General features: G+C 41.8%; 15 protein-coding genes. 4 read left to right on the top strand and 11 right to left on the bottom strand.

All coding sequences use genetic code 11. From position 1 onward, the window contains the following. The first annotated feature begins 1 nt into the window (after position 1). A complete protein-coding gene (locus C6344_RS15525; protein ID WP_106073074.1) occupies positions 2–8,197 on the top strand; it encodes a non-ribosomal peptide synthetase in 8,196 nt (2,731 codons plus the stop codon). Positions 8,198–8,203: 6 nt separating this feature from the next. Beyond that, on the top strand, positions 8,204–8,944 hold the full coding sequence (locus C6344_RS15530; protein WP_066031336.1) for a thioesterase II family protein: 741 nt from the start codon (positions 8,204–8,206) through the stop codon (positions 8,942–8,944). A 28-nt stretch (positions 8,945–8,972) separates the two neighbouring features. On the opposite strand, the gene C6344_RS15535 is transcribed toward C6344_RS15530, so the two are convergent. The 6 genes from C6344_RS15535 to C6344_RS15560 form a co-directional block, all read right to left on the bottom strand. Then, a complete protein-coding gene (locus tag C6344_RS15535) occupies positions 8,973–9,512 on the bottom strand; it encodes a hypothetical protein (protein ID WP_060595521.1) in 540 nt (179 codons plus the stop codon). 20 nt (positions 9,513–9,532) lie between these two features. Continuing rightward, positions 9,533–10,066, bottom strand: a complete 534-nt coding sequence (locus tag C6344_RS15540) for a stage II sporulation protein M (RefSeq protein ID WP_060595522.1) — start codon at positions 10,064–10,066, stop codon at positions 9,533–9,535. Beyond that, positions 10,023–10,712 (bottom strand): ABC transporter ATP-binding protein, encoded by a 690-nt coding sequence (locus C6344_RS15545; protein ID WP_034664125.1) that lies wholly within the window; start codon positions 10,710–10,712, stop codon positions 10,023–10,025. The genes C6344_RS15540 and C6344_RS15545 overlap by 44 nt, the downstream gene beginning before the upstream one ends. 8 nt (positions 10,713–10,720) lie before the next feature. After that, positions 10,721–12,142, bottom strand: coding sequence for a hypothetical protein (locus tag C6344_RS15550; protein WP_106037087.1), 1,422 nt, complete (start codon positions 12,140–12,142; stop codon positions 10,721–10,723). A 67-nt stretch (positions 12,143–12,209) separates the two neighbouring features. After that, positions 12,210–12,509: a hypothetical protein gene (locus tag C6344_RS15555; RefSeq protein ID WP_034664121.1), complete on the bottom strand. Its 300-nt coding sequence runs from the start codon at positions 12,507–12,509 to the stop codon at positions 12,210–12,212. Between the two features lie 371 nt (positions 12,510–12,880). After that, positions 12,881–13,795: a DMT family transporter gene (locus C6344_RS15560; protein WP_106073075.1), complete on the bottom strand. Its 915-nt coding sequence runs from the start codon at positions 13,793–13,795 to the stop codon at positions 12,881–12,883. Positions 13,796–13,925: 130 nt separating this feature from the next. Here C6344_RS15560 and C6344_RS15565 point away from each other — a divergent pair, with 130 nt between their 5' ends. Beyond that, complete coding sequence (locus C6344_RS15565; RefSeq protein WP_066031334.1) at positions 13,926–15,263, top strand: aminotransferase-like domain-containing protein; 1,338 nt, start codon at positions 13,926–13,928, stop codon at positions 15,261–15,263. Here C6344_RS15565 and C6344_RS15570 read toward each other — a convergent pair. From C6344_RS15570 to tcyA, 5 genes are all read right to left on the bottom strand, one after another. Further along, complete coding sequence (locus C6344_RS15570) at positions 15,260–15,952, bottom strand: 4'-phosphopantetheinyl transferase family protein (RefSeq protein WP_106073076.1); 693 nt, start codon at positions 15,950–15,952, stop codon at positions 15,260–15,262. The two genes, C6344_RS15565 and C6344_RS15570, sit on opposite strands and share 4 nt — an antisense overlap. 185 nt (positions 15,953–16,137) lie before the next feature. Then, positions 16,138–16,782 (bottom strand): YczE/YyaS/YitT family protein, encoded by a 645-nt coding sequence (locus C6344_RS15575; RefSeq protein ID WP_034664112.1) that lies wholly within the window; start codon positions 16,780–16,782, stop codon positions 16,138–16,140. A 144-nt stretch (positions 16,783–16,926) separates the two neighbouring features. Further along, positions 16,927–17,670 carry an amino acid ABC transporter ATP-binding protein gene (locus tag C6344_RS15580; RefSeq protein ID WP_003214030.1) on the bottom strand — a complete coding sequence of 248 codons (744 nt, stop codon included), beginning with the start codon at positions 17,668–17,670 and terminating at the stop codon, positions 16,927–16,929. 12 nt (positions 17,671–17,682) lie between these two features. Beyond that, entirely contained in the window at positions 17,683–18,375 is a 693-nt protein-coding gene (locus C6344_RS15585) for an amino acid ABC transporter permease (protein WP_106073077.1), read from the bottom strand. Beyond that, complete coding sequence (gene tcyA, locus C6344_RS15590) at positions 18,362–19,177, bottom strand: cystine ABC transporter substrate-binding lipoprotein TcyA (RefSeq protein WP_106073078.1); 816 nt, start codon at positions 19,175–19,177, stop codon at positions 18,362–18,364. Before tcyA ends, C6344_RS15585 begins: the two co-directional genes overlap by 14 nt. Positions 19,178–19,502: 325 nt before the next feature. Here tcyA and C6344_RS15595 point away from each other — a divergent pair, with 325 nt between their 5' ends. Beyond that, complete coding sequence (locus C6344_RS15595; RefSeq protein WP_081311447.1) at positions 19,503–20,936, top strand: amino acid permease; 1,434 nt, start codon at positions 19,503–19,505, stop codon at positions 20,934–20,936. Positions 20,937–20,941 lie beyond the last annotated feature (5 nt).

Genomic DNA, 20,941 nt, shown 5'->3' on the forward strand with positions numbered 1-20,941 from the left:
GATGTTAGTTAGTAGACGAAAAGGACATGCAGCAAATCATATCGTCAGAATCAATGGAAAACGAATCGATCTGAAAGCATTAGAGCAAGTCATGATGCTTCATTTTCCGCTAAAGGAATGTGTGTTAATCCCTAAGAAAAATCAAGAAGGCAGCCTCTCGCTTGTGCTATTTGCACAGGCGAAGGCCCCTTCGCTGACAAGAGAGGACTTGATGAAAGGCCCGCTTCATCCTCATGAAGTACCAGCCGCTCTCGTCTTATTGCCTTCCTTGCCAAGGGCAGAAAGTGGAGCAGTCGATACAGAAGCACTGCTTTCGATCGACATCATTGATGAAGAGGGTTTAAGAAAGATAGAAGAGCGTACGAAAGCCATAGATGGAGTGGAGGAAGCGGCCGCTCTCATTGAAAATCAGACAGAAAAACAAATGCGTTATCACCTAGATGACCTGTTTCCTAATCGGCAGCGTGCGCAAGGGAACGAATCGATCTCGAAGGATGAAGCGGGCGAAACAAAGCAAGCATCCGCTCATGAAAAGCCGCCAGCACTTGTGTATGGCGGGGATGTCATCAAAAAACCTGGCACACCTGTCACACTGACAGAGGTGCTAATTCGATCAGCCTTTATGTCACCTGACCGCGGGGTGACCTATATCAAAGAAGGCGGGCGCACATTGACCCAAACCTATCCTGAGTTACTCACAAACGCAGAACGGGTTCTGTCTGGTTTAAGGAAAGCAGGCCTGACAAATGGCGATCAAGTGTTACTTCAATTAAAAGATCATCACGATTTCATCACCGTGTTTTGGGGCTGTATTCTCGGTGGCATCATTCCGACTCCAGTCTCTGTTCCGCCTGTTTATGATGAGATGAATCAAGGAGTGAACAAGCTCAAGGGCGTGTTTCAGCTGCAAAATGAACCGTTTATTATTACAAACGAAGCAAGTGCTGAAGACATTGCTGGGCTGCGTGAGACATTTGAGACAAAAGAAATACCTATTTTAACAGTAGAAACATTGCTCTCGTGTGAACCTGATGAACAGCATTATGAGCCAGAGCCGGATGAGCCTGTGCTTCAGCTGCTCTCTTCAGGAAGTACGGGTGTGCCAAAGTGTATCCGTCACAACCATCAAAGTATTTTATCTAGAATCATCTCCTTTGAGCAGACAAATGGCTTTACGCATGAGGATGTGTCGCTTAACTGGATGCCGCTTGATCATGTAGGAGGCATTGTCATGTTTCATGTGCATGACGTCTACCTTGGCTGCCAGCAGATTAGTCCATCCATCGATCAATTTATCGAGCGGCCGATGGTGTGGCTGGATTGGGTAGAAACATACGGCGTCACAAGGACATGGGCACCGAATTTTGCTTTTGCCATGATGAATGAATATGAGGACGACATTCGCAAGGGGAGCTGGAATCTCTCCACACTGACTTATATTATGAATGCAGCCGAAGCGGTTGTTCCAAAAGTGACGCAGCGCTTCATGCATATCATGGGTCAGCACAGATTAAGCCGCCATGCGATGGTGCCGGCGTACGGCATGTCTGAAACATCCTCAGCCATTGTTCAATCAAAGAAATTCATGCGGCATGATGATCAGGATGGACAGCTGACGATTGATCAGACCTCGTTAACAGGTGAGATCCAATACGTGGAGCAAGATCATCCGCACAAAATGACGTTTACAGAAGTCGGCGTACCTATTCCGTCTGTATGGGTTCGGATTGTAGACGAGCATCATCATGTGCTGCCAGAAGATCAGGTCGGGCGCTTACAGGTGAAGAGTCCAACGATTATGATGGGCTATCATCAAAATGAGGAAGCCAATCAAGAGGTATTTGCGGAAAATGGCTGGTTTCACACAGGGGATTTAGGGTTTATTCACGAAGGGCGTCTTGTTCTGACAGGCCGGGAAAAGGACATCATCGTCATCAACGGAGCCAACTATTTGAATTACGAAATTGAAGCGGTTGTGGAAGAGGTGGACGGGGTTGAAGTCACCTTTGCCGCTGCGTACGGCATTTACAATCCCGAATCAAGCAACGACACGCTTGCCGTCTTTTTTGTCTCGCAAAAAGATTCGATAGAGGAACAAATCACGATGATTCAGCAGATTAGAGAGGCCATCATCCGAAAAATCGGGATAGAGCCTGATCACATCATTCCGGTGAAAAAAGACCAATTTCCGAAAACAGAGAGTGGGAAAATCCAACGTGCCCAGTTAGGTGCAGCGCTAAAAGAGGGAGTATTCCGTGACATTGAAAGGGCACTGGATCTTGCTTCTGAAAATGAACAAACACTCCCAGATTGGTTTTTCAAACGCACTTGGGCAAAGGAGCATATTGGTCCGTCTCAGCCTTCTGCTGATCATGTACTCGTTTTCGAGGATGAAAAAGGGCTGTACCAATCGCTTTACGCACAATTAGAACAAAGAAATCAGTCCTATGTTTCTGTGAAAAAAGGGCATGAATTTTTGCGTCTGTCCAAAGGAATGTATCAAATGAACCCGAGAATCAAGGGGGATTATGTCAGGCTCGCTGCAGCACTTGAAGCAGATGAATTAAAGACCGGGCAGGTGCTCCACCTGTGGAATGTGACAGACAAAGAAGCCATCGTTGAGCCTGCGCAGTTCAAAGAAATGCATGCGAGTTCCAATCAATCTATTTTGTACTTGTATCAAGCATGGAGACAAGAAAACAAAGAGCCGATCCGGCTTGTCGTAGTGACAAAGGGTGGTCAATTTGTAAGCCCTGAAGACGATCTTCATGTGGAGAAAACGTCGCTCGTTGGTTTATTAAAAACCATCCCGCAAGAATGGGAAGGAGCAGAGGTGTCCCATATTGATATTGAAGCGGAGCATGTGGAACAGGATGCAAAGCACATTGCTGAAGAGCTGTCAGCGATTCATATAAAAGCGGAGGTGTCATACCGAAACGGGCACAGGTTCGTACCAAAGCTGGAAAAAGTCAATATGATGAAAGCACCTCAAACAGAAGGGTTTTTAGAATATGAAGGTCTTTATTTGCTGACTGGAGGTCTTGGCGGTATTGGATTTGAGCTGTCTAAGCAGATGCTCCAATTTGGCCTAAAGCTCGTATTGATTGGAAGGACATCTCTGGAAGGCAGCTTGGAAAAGAAAGAGGCGCTCTCACAGCTAAAAGACTTCGGTGACGTCATCTATGTACAAGCGGATGTGACCGATTTAGCTGATGTCGAGCGGGCGATTTACAAAGCAGAAAAACATTTTGGTCAATCGATCCGAGGCGTGCTGCATTTAGCTGGGGCTGGCAATGTGTCAGAGCATTTTCAGCATGCGGATAAGTATGCATTGGCTCATACGTCAGAAGAGGATTTCACAAAGGAGCTGTCAGGGAAAGCAGACGGAGCGTTTGTCCTGCAGGAAGCCTTCAAGCATGACCCGGCAGTACCACTCGTCTTTTTTGGATCGGTGAATGGCTTTTTTGGCGGCACAACATTCGGGGCATACTCTGCAGCCAACAGCTTTTTAGATGGACTTGCGCACGCTCTCACCTTTCAAGAAGGAAGACGGGCGATCTCTTTGAACTTCAGCATGTGGGATAATCTTGGTTTGTCTAAGGGACATACCGGCGCAGCGCTAACCGTTCGCAAGGGATTTCAATTGATTGGAAAGAAGCAAGGTCTCCATTCATTATGTCTAGGTGCCCGGCTGAATGAAGCGCATCTATTTATCGGCCTAGACGGAGCCAATCCAGAAATCGCTGAGTATCTTCAGCCAGCACCAATACCGACTTTTGAGAAAAAGCTTTTTTACACGGTTCAGTCTGGCAAAGAAGTGCATCTTGAAGATATCGCAGGCGTAACAAAAGGTGACTGGGATATTCAGCAAGTACAGGAAATACCGAAAAAACAAGATGGCTCTATTGATCATGAAGCCCTCAAGCTGAATCATCACAAAAATGGACAACCCCTTGAAAAACAATTGCCAGAAACGAAAACAGAGCAAATTCTTGCTGCCATATGGGAGGACATTTTAGACGTAGATCGTGTGTACAAAGAGGATCAATTCTTTGACCTTGGCGGGCATTCATTAAAGGCGACTCAAACTATTTCTCGGATCAATCATGAATGTTCAATCAAGGCGCCTTTAAAAATATTATTTGAAAGTAAGCATCTGGCCCATCTGGCGCAAATGGTTGATGACATCAAAGGGGCACCGGCTGTTCAGGAAGCCAAGATTCCAAAGCTTGAAAAGCGAACAAGCTATGAGCTGTCACATGCTCAGAAGCGCATTTGGTTCTTATCCACATTAGAAAAGAGCCATCATTACAATATATTAGGTGCTTGGAAGCTGACAGGACAACTGCACATTCAAGCGTTAACAAAAGCGATTGGTCTCTTAACGAAACGTCATGAAGCACTGCGTGCAACATTTAAATCGCTTGGCGGCAAGCCAGTTCAACTGATACGTGAAGACCTTCCGCCATCCGTCACAGTTGCGAATTTCTCATTATTTAATGAAAAAACGAGAACGAGAAGACTCAAGCAGCTTATTCAGCAAGAGGCAAACCGAGTCTATGATTTAGAAAGAGGACCTCTTGTGCAGTGGACGATTGTGGATATGGGCAATGAGGAATTTTATCTTCTTTGCGCGCAGCACCACATCATTTCAGATGCATGGTCGCTCAGCCTGCTCATTCAGGAGTTAGAAGTGGCATATGACGGGCTTCTTTCAGATGAATCGCCCCAGCTCCCGGCGCTGGAAATCGAATGGACAGATTATGTTCATTGGGAAAATGAGCAACTAACGCATCATCAAGCAGACCAAACCTATTGGCTCGATACCTTACAAGGTGAACTTCCAGTGCTAGAGCTGCCGTTTGACCGCCCTCGTCCGCCGGTTCAAACATTTAACGGCGCTACAGAGCAAATCGTCTTGGAAGAACCGCTTATCCGCCGTTTGCAGTCTTTGTCCAAGCAGCAGGGCACAACGCTGTTCATGACGATGCTGTCAGCTTATTACGTCTTGCTTCACAAGCTGTCCGGACAGACAGATATCATCATTGGCTCGCCGATCGCAGGGCGAGATGCCAAACAATCAGAGAAGCTTGTTGGAATGTTTGTGAATACACTTGCGCTGAGGCAGGATATTTCCACAGCAGATACGTTTGCTGATGTCATGGAAAACGTGAAAGAGCTGACGTTAAAAGCATTTGAGCATCAGCGTTATCCATTTGACAAGCTTGTCGATGATCTTTCGTTGGATAGAGATTTAAGTCGATCGCCTATTTTCCAAGTGGCCATGGGGTATGTAACAGATTCGCTCAATGTAAACCTCAAAGGGCTGACAAGTGAACATGTGATGGTCCATCATACAGTGTCTAAATTTGATCTCACCCTGCATGTATTTGAACAGGGAGATCAGCTGTCGATCCATGTGGAATACAATACAGATTTATTTGATCAAGAGACCATCCATCGTTATATGAATTATTATCTTCATCTGCTAGATGGTATGACGGCTCAGCCTGAACGTACATTTTCTGACTATTGCTTAATGGACAAAGCGGAACAGGCCGCCATGATCATAGGAAAAAACCAAACGGCTACATCATATCCAAAACGGACCCTTCAAGAGCTGTTTGAAGAACAGGTGCAGCGTGATCCGCACCGTATTGCCTTGTCCTATTTGGAAGAGCACATGACGTATCAAGAGTTGGATGAGAAGGCGACACAGCTTGCTGCTTACTTGCAGTCTAAAGGAGTTGGACCAGGTTCACTGGTACCGATGCTTTTTGATCGTTCCTTTGACATGATTGTCTCGGTGCTAGGTATCGTCAAGTCTGGTGCTGCGTATGTTCCGATGTCGCCTGAATATCCAGATGCACGCATCCGCCTCATCGTTCGCGATACGCAAAGTGATGTGATCATCACTCAGTCTCATTTTGCGAGTCGTCTAGTAGGCTTTACAGGTACAAAGATTAACATGGACAAGCCGTTATCAGAAACAGATGCAGTGTATCAAAGAGAACAATCGATCATAGGGGAAGCCCAGCTGGCCTATGTCAACTACACATCAGGCTCAACAGGTACACCAAAAGGCGTGATGCTCCCTCATGCAGGAGTTGTCCGCCTGGTTAGAGAAACAAACTATATTGAACTAGGTCCAGATGACAAGATGCTTCAGCTCTCAAACTATGCTTTTGATGCCTTTACATTTGAATTATGGGGAATGCTGCTGAATGGCGGTCAGCTGATTCTGATCCCAAAATATGCCGCACTGAATATGGATGAATTATCACGGTTGATCAAAACGCATCAAGTGACAGCCAACTGTCTGCCAACCGCATTATTCAATCGGCTGGTGGAGCACGATCCAAAAAGTGTAGCAGGCTACCGCACATTACTTGTTGGCGGAGAAGCGATGTCTAGTGAGCATGCACGAAAGGTACTCCCACATATGGAGGGTGTGCTCATCAATGCTTACGGTCCAACAGAAAACACGACCTTAGCAGCAACACATCAAGTCACGCACATGCCAGAGGGTGCAAGATCAGTTCCAATTGGTGTCCCGGTATCGAACTCAACTGTCGTCATACTAGATGAAGCGCTCAACCCAGTGCCAGCAGGCGTCAAAGGAGAAATCTATATCGGCGGCACAGGGCTGGCAAAAGGATACCTTCATGATCCAGAGCGAACGCAGGAGCGTTTTATTGACAATCCATTTCCTGAACTAGAGGGAGACAAGCTGTATCGTTCAGGTGATCTTGGTACATGGCGTTCAGATGGCACCATTGAATATCTCGGCCGAAAAGACAACCTCGTAAAAATTAGAGGCTACCGGATTGAATGTGGGGAAATTGAAACAGCTCTCCTCAAGCATCCGCAAGTAAAGGAATGTACAGTCATCGCCAAAACGTATGGCAGCTCTAAACGGCTGGCAGCCTACCTTGTCACAGACGGGGAGAATCCTGTTCCGGGCTGGAAAGCATTTTTGCAGGAAAGCCTGCCAGGCTACATGATTCCAAGTTACTTTATTGTAATGGACGAAATGCCAGTCACAACGAACGGAAAGGTTGATCAAAAAGCACTGCCAGAGCCGACAGAAACGATCTCTCTTTCCCAGGGTGATGACAAACCAATCACCGAAACGCAGCAGCGGATTGTCACAGCTTTCAAGGAAGTGCTTGGTGTCAAACAAGTAGGCATGCATGACTCCTTCTTTGATTTAGGCGGCGATTCGATTATGAGTATCCAGGCTGTTGCCAAATTAAAAGAAAAGGGGATTCGTGTTGATCCAAAATGGATTTTCATGCATCCAGCACCGGCTCAGCTAGCCGCACATGTAGACGCAATGCCAGAGGCCGGGGAGCATGTCGAAAGGTCTCCGAAGGACTATGTGATTGAGCTGAAAAAAGGCGATCCAGCTGAACCGAGAATATTCTTTGCACCGCCTGCCGGTGGAACGGTCATGGGCTATATCGATGTTGCTAAGCTGATGACACATCAAGGCGCTGTTTATGCCATGCAGTCTCCTGGCTTATATGAGGATGAAGAACCGCAATTCCTTCATTACACAGAGCTTGTCACCATTTTTATTGAAGCCATTGAGACCTTCTATCGACCAGGCATTGACTATCTAGCAGGGCATTCAATGGGCGGGCATCTTGCCTACGGAATGAATCAGCGGCTCTGCCATGCAGGAAAAGCGCCGAAAGGATTGATCATTTTAGATACGGTGCCCGTGCTAAGAGATGAGGCAGATCAGGCGCTCCATGCCGATATGAACGAAGAAGAAGTGAAAATGCTTGCGCTTGTCCTTGGAATGGGAAATCTCGTCGGCATCCAGCCAGAAGCATTACAAGGGCTGAGCTTCCAAGAAGTGAAACAGACAATACTCAAAGAGGCAGAAAAGGATGAAGTGGTTCATCAATTTATGAATGATCAATATTTAGATAAATATTTGCAAATGCAAACGCATAATACGATCATGTCACAAGCCATTGAATTAGAAAAAGAACCATTCCCTGTGCCGTTTTATATTGTACAAAGCAGTGATCACGCCATCGATTTCCAGAAGAAGTTCTCAGACTGGGAGGCTTATACGAAAGGAACGTGCTCGTATTATCACATCAAAGGAGACCATGTCACCATGATGAAAAGGCCGCAGGCAGATGAACTGGCACGGATTCTTCAAACGATTATAAAGGGGTAAGGACGTATGAATCAGTTATTTAAAACCTTTGAAAAAAAATCAGACCTTATTCAGCTTATTTGTTTTCCTTTTGCAGGCGGTTATTCCGCCTCGTACCGTCCACTTTTTGAACAGCTAAAAGGCTCTGCCGAAGTAACAGCAGCAGAGCCCCCAGGACATGGAACCAATCTCATGCCGCTCGAAACGAGCATTGACCAATTGGCTGAGCTGTACAAAGAAGGGCTTACAGGCAACCTGAACCGCCCATTTATCCTGTTCGGACATTCCATGGGAGGACTTGTCGTGTATAGACTGACGCAGCTGCTAGAAAAGGAAGGGGTCTATCCGGCAGCAGTTGTGATCTCGGCCATTCAGCCGCCGCAAACAAAACGGCAGATCCTGACCCATTTATCCAATGAAGCATTTGTTCAGCATATTGCCGAAATGGGCGGGATTCCAAAGGAATTATTAGAGAACAAACCAATGATGGATTACTTTACGCCGTCCTTACGTGCAGACTATCAGGCGCTGGAAACCTTCCAGCACAAAGATCAATCCGTCATCGAAACACCGGTTTATTTATTCAATGGAACACAAGATGAAAAATGCATGCAAGATGCAAATGGCTGGCTGCCATGGGCAAAGACCATCAAACGCACCAATTTCGATGGAGGCCACATGTACATCAACACACACCTCGAGCACTTCGCAGAACAGATGAGACATGTGATTGACCTTGCAGCCAAACACCAATTGATAAAGAAATAAGAAAAAACGGCCCATATTGGGTCGTTTTTTACTGAGGAATAATACTTGAAAACGCTGATATGGCCAAAGAAAATAAGAATAATAATACGAATGGGATGTAAAATTTATAACTTCTATTTTCTTGATTTTTCACGTAGGAATAGCACCATACACTAAATGAGACTATAACAAAAATATTAATATTCCACAAAAATGGAATTGTGATCGTGTGTTCAGCATTAGGTACATTAAAGAGGTATAAAATAATGACAATCAAGTTACCTATTAAGATGAAATAGTAAGATAATACCCCTCTTTTAAATATACTTTTATAGGAATCTTTTATTCCAAAAATTATAAAGCTTAGAAAAATGATTAATGAAAAAAATAAAACTTCTACTATAGGCTTGAATACTTCTCCAATAACAGCAAGAGAAATACCTATCCACTTACTAAATTCAATTATATCTTGATTTCCTTCAAGTTGCAGCTCAAGTAGATTTTTATTTATTTCATCCATTTTTAATATAGAAAGGATAAAAGCTATAATACCAGAGAGCATACATACTAATAAAATGTGTTTTTTCATAATAACACCCTTTAACAATATCAAATTTTTATGAAATAAAATTCAATAATAGAAGCAATAAATAAAAAGAAAACCCCGGTTATGAGCTGACTGAAATAGATTTTCCCTTTTGTTTTAAAAGAGATTTTGTCTTTAGATAGTATATACCGCATAATTTGCCTTGATATATCAAATGAGACAAAATAAAAAAGAAACAACCCGACAATTTCCACCGGAGAGTGGAAAATAATATAGTATAGTGCTATGTCAATTCCGTATATATACGTATACGATATGAAAAATGCACCTAGGAAAAACCCATTTAAAAAAATAATAATACTAGATAACAAGCCTAAACTAACTATTCCAGAAACTAATATAAGAATTGACACAAAAAGGTTATTAAAGAAAATTTCTTGATAGCTGTCAATATTTATGTTGTTTTTAAAATCAATACTATCTATAAATGTTGAAGCAAAAACACTTAAACTAAAACCTCCTAAAAAAAATATAATAAAAACCAAAAAAATTTTAAGATAATTTTTCAAAAAATTTCTTTTCGAGTTGATCTTCATGAAAAGTCACTCCTGAAGATTTTTTTTCTGAGTGAATAATAGTACCATTATCAATAAAAAGGATTTCATCGCATAAGTCTGCTGCAAATTGAATGATATGAGTGGAGAGCAAAATGATTTTGTTGGCTTCTTTGAAATTTCTTAAATGTTTCTTCATGTCAGCCATGTTTGTAGGATCCAAACCTGTAAATGGCTCATCTAATAAAATAATGTTTGGATTATGTAATATTGTTAGAATAAAGGACATTCTTTGTCTCATTCCTCTTGAAAGAGAAGAGGAACGCCGATGTGTTTGCTCTTCTAATCCATAGTTACGCAACATCTCATTGATCTGGTCATTTTCTAAAGGTTGTTCTACAAGCATAGATTGATATTTTACCAATTCAAAACAAGTTAAGTTTTCAAATAGAGTTGGATCGTCTTCCATATATCCTATAGATGAGAAATTTTGCTTGCTATGATTTATCAATATTTGGCCTTCATCAGGTTGTATTAATCCAGCTATCATTTCTAGAATAGTAGTTTTTCCAGCACCGTTTTTACCTAATAAGCCAATTATTGAACCTTCTTTGAAATGCATCTCAGAAATCATAACTTTAAAGTTAGAATCTTTATATTCTTTAGTTAGATTATGAAGTGATAACATACAATCCCTCACTCAAATAATGTTTTAAATGATTTGTAGTTTTTATTTATTGTTCTATCCCAAAATCTAATTATTAAAAATATAATAATAAGTGAACTAGTGACCATAACGATATTTGTTACAATAAAATATACTGTGCTATAGGATGAAATTACTGATAAAGCTAAAATGAAACCATAACAAATATTTAAAGTCAATTTACTAAGGGAACTAGGAACTTGATAAACAAATTCCCACTTGAAGTATGGAAATACGACAGTAGAACCTACAGTGCAAATAGCTACAAGTATACAGGTGTTTACTAAAGTGATTATCACGTATACAGGCTCATCTAGTTTTATTGTGAAACTTGAAAAAATGGTGTATAAAATACAAAACAACAAATGTAGTATGATAGATAAAATAACCTTATTTTTGATTTTATTTTTAACTAAGTTAGGTAATTTTCGTTTTAAAGGGAGAATGGGACCGTCAATATCAAAAGAAACATACGGTTGTATTGCATTTGATATAAAAATCATAGGAAAAATAACACTAAAAATAAATAAAAAATCATTTTCTATATTTAATGTTTCAAGTTGGTTCGTATTAACACCATAAAGAATTAAACCAAACAGTCCCCCGGATATTGTTAATATAAATAATAATACTGACCATTGAATAGGGGGATTTCTCATGAGGAGTGTAATTTCATAAAACAATATATGATTAAATTTTCTAGATGTCCCTTTTTGTTCTTTCGCTTTTTTCTGGAAATGGAAAATTGGCACATTACGAACGTTTCTTCTCCAATAAATTACTAAAAGTATACTAATGAATGTGAAGCCTAAAATAATATATATTGAATAGCTAGATAAAGAACTTTTTAATAAATTGAATTTGAATACAGTGAATACCCAAAGTGCAATGAGACCTGTAGTTATATATCCAATAGTTGATGAAATTGCGAAAAATTTGGGGTTTGAAAGTAGTAACAATACATGCAATCTAAGTAGGTAACCTAAGATGAAAGAAGTGATGGCCAGAGCTGCTAGTGTTAAAGATCCTTGAAACCCATGTATACTTAAATTTGTTAAGTAAGAACCTAGAATGAAGAATAATAATCCAACCATAATACTAAAAAACTTACTCATATCTTTACCGAAAATATATTGATCTAGCTGGAGTTTTAAAATAGCCATCTGTTTTTTATCTGAAGAGAAAAGTATCCTCATTAAACTCTTATCAATATTTACTGTGAACATTAATATAAACAACGATAGATAGATTATTGATAAATTTTTAACTAAGTAAGTAGTTAATACACCTAGTAATAGGGGAGTAATTATGTATAAGAAAGAAAAAAATACAAAAATGAGAGCATTATTACGTTGATGTCTTCTTAAATCATTGATTAACAAGATTTTTGTGTATGTTAAATATTTATGCATTTACAACACTTCCATTTTAAAGGTGTAAAGAGAAGGCGTTTACACCTTCTCTATAAAAATTCATTTTTTAGAAAGCAATAGCGTATTTAACCCCATATTTCCTAGCATAACTAATTACTAGAGAGGCAATAGCACCAAGTCCAAAAGTACCTAGGACAGCAGCAATAGCACCAACTGTACCAGCAGCATTTAGAATTGCACTAATAGAAGTTAATGCCCAAGTAGGTATTTGAGGATAGTTTGCTGCTAGATTTGCAAAAGGTGTGACTGGTTCAAGAGTCAATAAAATCATAGTTGTTAAAGTTAAAGTGAAAATAAGACTCAAGCCTAGGATTGCGAACAATCTATTTTTTAAACCCATTTCCATATTTAACACCTCCCCCCTTGCTTATATACCCATATTATACATAAAAAGGATTTTAGATAAATGGGTTTTTTGTACTGTATTTTCCAATATAATGGAATATTCAGATTTATTTTGATGAAATAACAGGACTGATGGCGAATTTATTCAGAAAATAACACCTCATAAACTTGTATTTTATTAATTTGATAATGATAATACTTCAGTAACTATCTATGAAGTGCGAAGTAAATAGAACCATTATGTAATTCTAACTATTTTGTTACAATATTTCTCGCTTGGATAAATAGAGGAAGGTGCATTGACCTGACAAGCAATCAACACTTCATCAGACATTAAAAAAAAGCGGTCCTCGTTTGAGAGACCGCTTTTTCTTATGAATTCCGCTTCTTCACTACATTCCCGCCAATCACTCCGCCAATAACCAGCACACCTCCGATGAGATGATACCAATCGATTGTTTCATGTAAAATGAGAACCCCAGCGGCGACCGTAATAAACGCAGATAAATTGTTAAAGATGCTGACCTTTGCCGCTTCAAGCTGAGAGAGGGCATAGTTTGATAAATATGCCGTGAGAAGTGAAGAAAGAATGCCTAAAAAGAGCATCGACCATACAAAGGATGCTTGTGTAAATGGGCTGAAAAATTGCGGCATTGTCCCGTTAACCGAATGCCGAATGAGCGCAGCGGCATTGAAGAAGACAAACCCAAAGAATGTCATCACGAAGGTGAGTTCAATCACATGGAAGCGCCGTGTAATCACCCGGGCAAATACACTATATGCACTGGAGGATAAGGCTGAAAGCAATATCAGCACATAGCCGATCATGTGTGAATGCTTTACATCAATTCCCTTCATGACAAAGAGAAGCATCACCCCGCACACAGAAAGAAAGGTAAACAGTACTTGTATCCATGTCGCGCGTTCCTTTAAAAACCACGCGGCCAGCACCATCGTCAGAATGGGAATCGTTGCCTGAATAATACCAGCCTCTGACGAAGAAGTATACATCAGCCCCCATACTTGAAAAGCAAAAAACAACACAGGGTAAAGCAAGGAAAACGGTACGATGTAGAGAAGGTCACGCCATTGAATGGAGAAGCGGTTCTTCTTTCGTAAAAATGGATACAGCAATAGTGCGGCTGCAAAAGAAATCGTAAAGCGGTGTGCCAATAAATCGATCGGGTTTGCTGATTCTAATGCAATTTTGACAAACAAAAATGAAAAACCAATAATCGTGGCGTAGCCTATCGCGGCAGCATACGCTTTCTGTTTTGAAATGTTCACAAGTTGACTCCTTACACGAGCATGCATGCTTCAGTTGAATTGACCGGTTCTGTTCTTCTATCGTAATCGGATCATCTAAGGTGTACAATAAGAGAACATGATATCTGTACCGGTACAAGGAGGAAGCGGTGTGAGGAAATATGATCAGCTTATTCTCAGCTTAAAAGAGAAAATGGCGTCTGGTGAATACAGTGCTGGCATGAAGATCCCTTCCATTCGTCATTTAGTGGCTCAATATGGAGTGAGTAAAAGCACTGTCATCAAAGCACTGGACACATTAGAACGTGAACATCTGCTGTATTCTGTAGAAAGAAGCGGCTATTATGTCGTGAAAACGAAGCAGTCAGCGGGTAAACAGGATAGCACATGGATTGATTTTGCTTCATCTGCACCTGATCCCGTTGTGTTTCCATATGTCGATTTTCAGCACTGCATCAACCAAGCGATTGATTTGTATCAAAATGACTTGTTTATTTATGGCACAGCCAACGGCTTACCATCGCTGCTGCCAGTCATTTCTAAGCGATTAATGGATTATCAAGTATTTGCAAATCCAGAACAGATCGTCATGACCTCTGGTATTCAGCTGGCGTTATCCATTTTAAGCACCATCCCTTTTCCGAATGGAAAACAGACCATACTAGTCGAACAGCCTGGCTATCACCTATATCTCCAATATTTAGAGAAAAATCAACTGCCTGTGCGGGGGATTCAGCGGACGGAAAAGGGAATTGATCTTCAGGAATTGGAGCGTATCTTTCGAGAAGAGGAGATTCGTTTTTTCTATACGATGCCAAGGTTTCAAAACCCGCTTGGAACGAGCTTGTCAAAACAGGAGAAAAGAGCGATTGCAGCCCTTGCTGAGAAATATGATGTCTATATCGTTGAAGATGATTATATAGCCGATTTAGAATTCGACGCAAAAAGAGACCCGATCTATTCGTATGATCAGGCGGGTAAGGTCATTTATTTAAAAAGCTTCTCCAAAATCATCTTTCCAGGACTTCGAACAGGAGCAGTCGTTTTACCTGAGGAACTGATTGGACCTTTTAGTGAACACAAACGGCTCATTGACATCGACAGCTCCATGCTGTCACAGGCAGCCTTAGAAATATATTTAAAAAGCGGGATGTTTGAACGGCATCGAGACAGAATGCAGACAACCTATCGCAACCGATCCAAACAGCTGGTGACTTGTCTGAAAAATGATCAAATCGCTTATCAACTGGGAGAAGAGGAGCCAGCTACCCATACACATCTTCGTGTCGATCGATCAATTCCGATGAATCAGCTCATTCAGCAGCTGAAAAAGGCATCTGTTTCCATTCAGTCAATCGGCCGCCACTACCTGTCGACCCATCAAAAAGACCCCATTCTTCAGCTGAACATCTGGCATGTGAAAGAAGACCAAATCACACGTGGAGTCGAATTGCTAAAGACAGCACTTCAGCAAATTGGGCGATATTAAAGACGGGACAGTACATCTTTGCAAGAGAGTATCTCAACACGTTCAGCCGCAGAAGGTTTTCGTGTGCACACCGCCATTTGGTAGGCAGGATCGAGTGAGTATGTTTGAACAAAGCAGGGCGCTTCATGATCAGGTAATGTCAACGTCGCCTGTCCATCCTCTGACAGACGGGCTGTAAAGGACGAAAGACCATAAGATAATCCCTTTCCAGTCAGCTTGATAAAGGCCTCCTTCATTGACCATAGATGAAAGAAGTAGGCTTCCTGCCGTTCTGCCGGTTGTGAAAGTAAATCCTCATACTCATCTGCTGAAAAAAATCGTTTAGCAATCGCTAGATCAATCGGTTTGATCTCCTCAATATCAATACCTACAGGTGCATCATCTATTGCGCATACGACCCAATCACCAGAGTGAGAAAGATTAAAGTGAAAAGAAGGAATGCGCCGGACGACAGGCTTGCCATTGCCCTCTGTTGCAAAAACGATTTGATCAATAGGCAGATCGTACATATCATGGATCATTTGACGAACCAGCACCTCACCTAACAGGGTCCTTCTTGCATCGACAAAAAAACGAAAGCGCTCAGCCGCAGCACGCTTTGCAGGTGATACAAAGGGTTTCAGGCAATCGATTTGTTGTCGTGCACCTATTTCATCTAAGTGTAGTAATTGGATAGCAAATATCTTCATAACGAACCTCAATTTTTTACATTGATTGTAACATTGGTGAGCGCCGTACAAAAGGGAAACAGCCTCCTTTTCACTGAAAGCCTAAAATGACAGATGTAGGCTTATTTCATCTTATGAATATAAGAAAAATCTGTTTATTTATTTCAGCACAAGAAAAGCCATTCTTTTTGTAGAATGGCTTGTTCTTATCTGATAAGCGTTTGAACAGGTTTCTCTGCTGTTTTAGTAATAAGCAGCTGCAGGAGCCGTGTAGACTGCGGCAAGGAGAAACGAAGGACGATACCTGTAAAAATAGCAGTCAGAATCGTGCCAATGCCAATCGGTCCGCCGAGCATCCATGCAAATAAAAGCACTGTTAACTCAATGCCATTTCGAACCCACTGCACGTTCAATCCTGTTTTCGCTGAGATGAGCAGCATTAATGAATCTCTTGGCCCGGCGCCAAGATTGGCTGAGACATAAATGCCAACACCATACCCTGATACCACAACGCCTGTAATAAACACATATAAAGCGGGTAAATACCCATGTGGTGCAGGCAATACCGCATTAAAGAAATCTATAAACACGCCAATCAGCACCATGTTCAATAATGCGCCGATCTTTGGAAATGATTTCGTAAAAACAGAAGTCAGTGTCACGATCAGTGCACCAATAATGATGGACCACTGTCCAATCGTGAGTCCAAAGTGCTGAAACAGTCCGTAGTGGAAAGCGTCCCAAGGACCAATCCCAAGAATCTTTCCTTTCACTGTCAGCGATAATCCAAAAGCTAGTACGATCAATCCAACAAAATAAAAAAACCAACGTAAAAGATGTTCCCGCTTCAAAAGCATTCCCTTCTTTCTTAAACACTCGAATTCAATCGTAACATACTCCCACGCCCCTTTAAATGGCTTTGCTCAATTGTAATCGCTTACTTTTAAAAATATGAAAAAAGGCTGCTCTCATCACGTGAGAACAGCCTTTTTTCATCATACTGGATTCAAAATCCGGTTTAAGAATTGTTTTGTTCGTTCTTCCTTCGGTCGTTTGAAGATTTCTTCCGGAGGGCCTTGTTCGACGATGACGCCGCCATCAATAAAAATCACTTCGTCTGCCACTTCTTGGGCAAACTTGATTTCATGTGTGACAACTGCCATGGTCCAGCCTTCTTTCGCTAGATCCTTCATGACCTTTAAGACTTCCCCGACAAGCTCAGGGTCAAGTGCAGAGGTTGGTTCATCAAAAAGCATGAGCTCTGGCTGAATGGCAAGTGCACGGGCGATCCCGACACGCTGCTTTTGACCGCCTGAGAGCTGGAATGGATACAGATCCTTTTTATCTTCAAGACCGACCTTTTGCAAGAGCTGGATGGCTTCTTTTCGAACCGTTTCCTTTGGACGGCGCTGTACTTGAACAGGACCTTCCATCACATTTTCAAGCACTGTGCGGTGTGGAAACAGGTGATAATCCTGAAACACCATTCCTGATTTTCGGCGAAGCTTCAGCAGGTCAGCTGATTTATTTTTTTTCGAAAAATCTATCGAGAAATCATCGAAGGTAAAGGAGCCGCCATTTGGTGTTTCAAGTGCATTTAAACAGCGAAGCATCGTTGTTTTTCCTGAACCTGATGGGCCAAGAATGGCTACAACCTGCCCTTTGTTGATCGTAAAATCTATTGACTTTAAAATCTCATTTTCACCAAAGGATTTCTTAAGACCTTTGACTGTTAGCATGTCGTTCCCTCCTTACCTTGCGACATATCGATCAAGTCGTTTTTCAATTTGATGCTGAATGAGCGATAGAATGAAGCAGAATACCCAATAGATCAGGGCTGCTTCCATATAAATGAACAATATCTGATCCAAGTTCGCTGCAGCAATTTCCTGAGACTTACGGAAAAGCTCTGCCACGAGGATTTGAGAGGCAAGAGATGTATCCTTCACCAAACTAATGAATGAATTAGACAGCGGCGGAATCGATACACGCACAGCCTGCGGTAAAATGACGCGGACGAGTGTTTTACGATGCGTCATCCCGATCGAATAACCAGCTTCCCATTGTCCTTTTGGAACAGACAGGACGGATGCACGAATAATTTCCGATGCATACGCACCTACGTTTAATGAAAAAGCAATAATGGCACTTGGATATGGATCCAGTGTGATATTAAATGTCGGAAAGAAATAGAAAATAATAAACAATTGCACAAAAAGCGGCGTTCCGCGAACGGCCGACACATAGATGGAGAAAATCCATCTGAGGGCTTTGATTTTAGACATTCTAGCAAGAGCTGTCACAAGCGCGATAAAAATACCAATGATAAAGGCAATGATGGCGAGGGGAATTGTATAATAAATCCCCTGCATCACCATTGGCCAAAAAGATTGCTGAAGAAGATCCCAAGGAATGACGACTCCCAGGGTATTACTTTGTAACATCTTCACCAAACCATTTCTTAGAAATCTTAGCAAGTGTACCGTCTTTTTTCATTTCTTTTAATGCGCCATTCACTTTGTCAACGACTTCGCCGCTGCCTTTTCTGAATGCAAAGTAAGTTTCTTGAGGATCTCCTGTTTCAAATGCAACTTTTAGGTTTTTGTTCCCGCTTGTTTTCAAGTAATTCAATACAGCCAGCTTGTCATTGAACGTCAGATCAGCACGTCCTTGCTGAATCAATTGAATCGATTGTGCAAGGCCTTCAACGCCTTCAATTTTAGCACCAGCATCTGTAGCTAGTTTATTGTAATTACTTGTTAAAGATTGTGCTGCTTTTTTGCCTTTTACATCAGATAGTTTCTTGATGTCGTTGTTATCTGATTTTGTCACAACAATGGCTTGAGACGTTGTGTATTTATCAGAGAACTCATATTGATTTTCACGTCCAGTTTTACCAACTTGGTTCGCTACCACGTCAAAACGTTTTGAATTCAGTCCAGCAAACATGCTGTCCCATTGTGTTTCTTTGAATTCAGGTTTTAAGTCAAGACGTTTTGCTACTTCTGTGATGACTTCTACATCGTAGCCAGTTAATTTATCTGTCTTTTTGTCATGGAATGTGAAAGGAGCATAAGTACCCTCTGTTCCGATCGTCAGAACACCTTTATCCTGAATGGATTTCCAAAGGTCACCTGATTCCTTAGACCCAGATTGTTTATTCCCGTTGTCGCTTGCACCAGATCCACATGCCGTGATCAATGCAACACAAGCGCCTAACATAATGGCAAAGAACATTTTTTTCATTTTATTCCCCACTTTTCTTGTTGGTATTTACAACATATGATCTTACAGAGAAGCAACCTAAAAGTAAAGCATTTGAAACTAGCTTGAGCGAATCTCACCAACTTTATGCCCGCAACCCATTTCTTTCAAACCTCTAACGTCTATAAAGCCTATCATCTTTTATTTGTGCGAACATTACTAAAATAAAGACTTTGAGACAGTGACCATAGAAGGAAGAATATTTATTATAAAAGATGTATAATTAGTAGGTTGTTTTGAAAATGGAATGAATCACATGGAGACATGTTTTGATAACTGAGCATCTTAGAAGAAGGAGGGCATCATTGTGGATGTTGGACAAAATCAGCCCGAACAACTGAAAAGGGCGATGACCTCCCGCCATTTATTTATGATTTCACTTGGCGGTGTCATTGGGACAGGCTTTTTCTTAGGAACGGGCTATACGATTGGACAAGCAGGACCAGTTGGAGCCGTTCTTTCTTATATTGTGGGCGGATTGATTATGTATTTAACCATGCTGTGTCTTGGAGAGTTGTCGGTCGCACTTCCTGTGTCGGGGTCGTTTCATACGTATGCGACGAAATTTGTCAGCCCTGCAGCGGGTTTTGCTGTCGGCTGGATTTATTGGCTTGGCTGGGCGGCAACGGTCGCCCTAGAATTCTTATCAGCAGGACAGCTGATGAGGCGCTGGCTCCCGCAAGTGGATGTGTGGATTTGGTGTCTCATATTTGGAATGTGTCTTTTCTTATTAAATGCCCGGTCGGCGAAAGCGTTCGGGGAGTCGGAGTTTTTCTTTTCAACCATTAAGATTATTGCGATTTTACTCTTTATAGGTGTAGGCGGAGCGGCGATGTTTGGTTTTATTGAAACAACGAGCGGTGAACCTGCCCCTTACTTCAGTCATTTTGTGAGTGATGGTTTGTTTCCAAATGGATTGCTCGCCGTTGTGGTCACGATGATCACCGTGAACTTTTCATTCCAAGGAACAGAGCTGATCGGGATTGCGGCAGGGGAAAGTGAAAACCCTGAAAAAACCGTTCCTCGTTCGATTCATCAGACGGTTTGGCGTACACTCGTCTTTTTCGTCTTATCCATCTTTGTCTTAGCGGGTATGGTGCCTTGGAAGGAAGCGAGTGTGCTGCAAAGTCCATTTGTTACTGTATTTGAGAGAACGGGAATTCCTTTTGCGGCAGACATCATGAACTTTGTCATTATCATCGCTTTATTATCTGTTGCCAACTCTGGCTTGTATGCATCGACGAGAATGCTGTATTCCTTATCGAAGGAAGGAATGGCAGGAAAAGCATTTAGACGCGTGAATCAGCGCGGTATTCCGATGAATGCCTTACTGCTCACGTTCCTGTTTACAGGGATTTCGCTATTATCCGGGTTCTTTGCAGAGAAAACAGTATTTGCTTGGATCGTGTCCATTGCCGGCATGAGTGCCCAGACTGGCTGGATCACCATTACATTATCACAGATGCTTTTCCGCAGAAGATATCTTAAAGCAGGCGGAAAGCTGGAAAACTTAAAATTTAAAACCCCTCTCTATCCGGTTCTGCCAATTATTGCGATTACACTCAACACAATCGTTTTAATCAGCCTTGCCTTTGATAAGGAACAGCGCATTGGGTTATATGTCGGCGTCCCTCTCATGATCATTGGGTATGTCGTCTATCACCGCTATGTGAAAAAGCATCAGGCGAAAAGTGAACCGCTTAAGCTGCAAATCCATGGAGATGATGAGATCCGGTTTTAAACCAG

Origin of the sequence: Bacillus sp. GBSW19 (assembly GCF_002998655.1) — a bacterium.
GTDB lineage: Bacteria > Bacillota > Bacilli > Bacillales > Bacillaceae > Bacillus.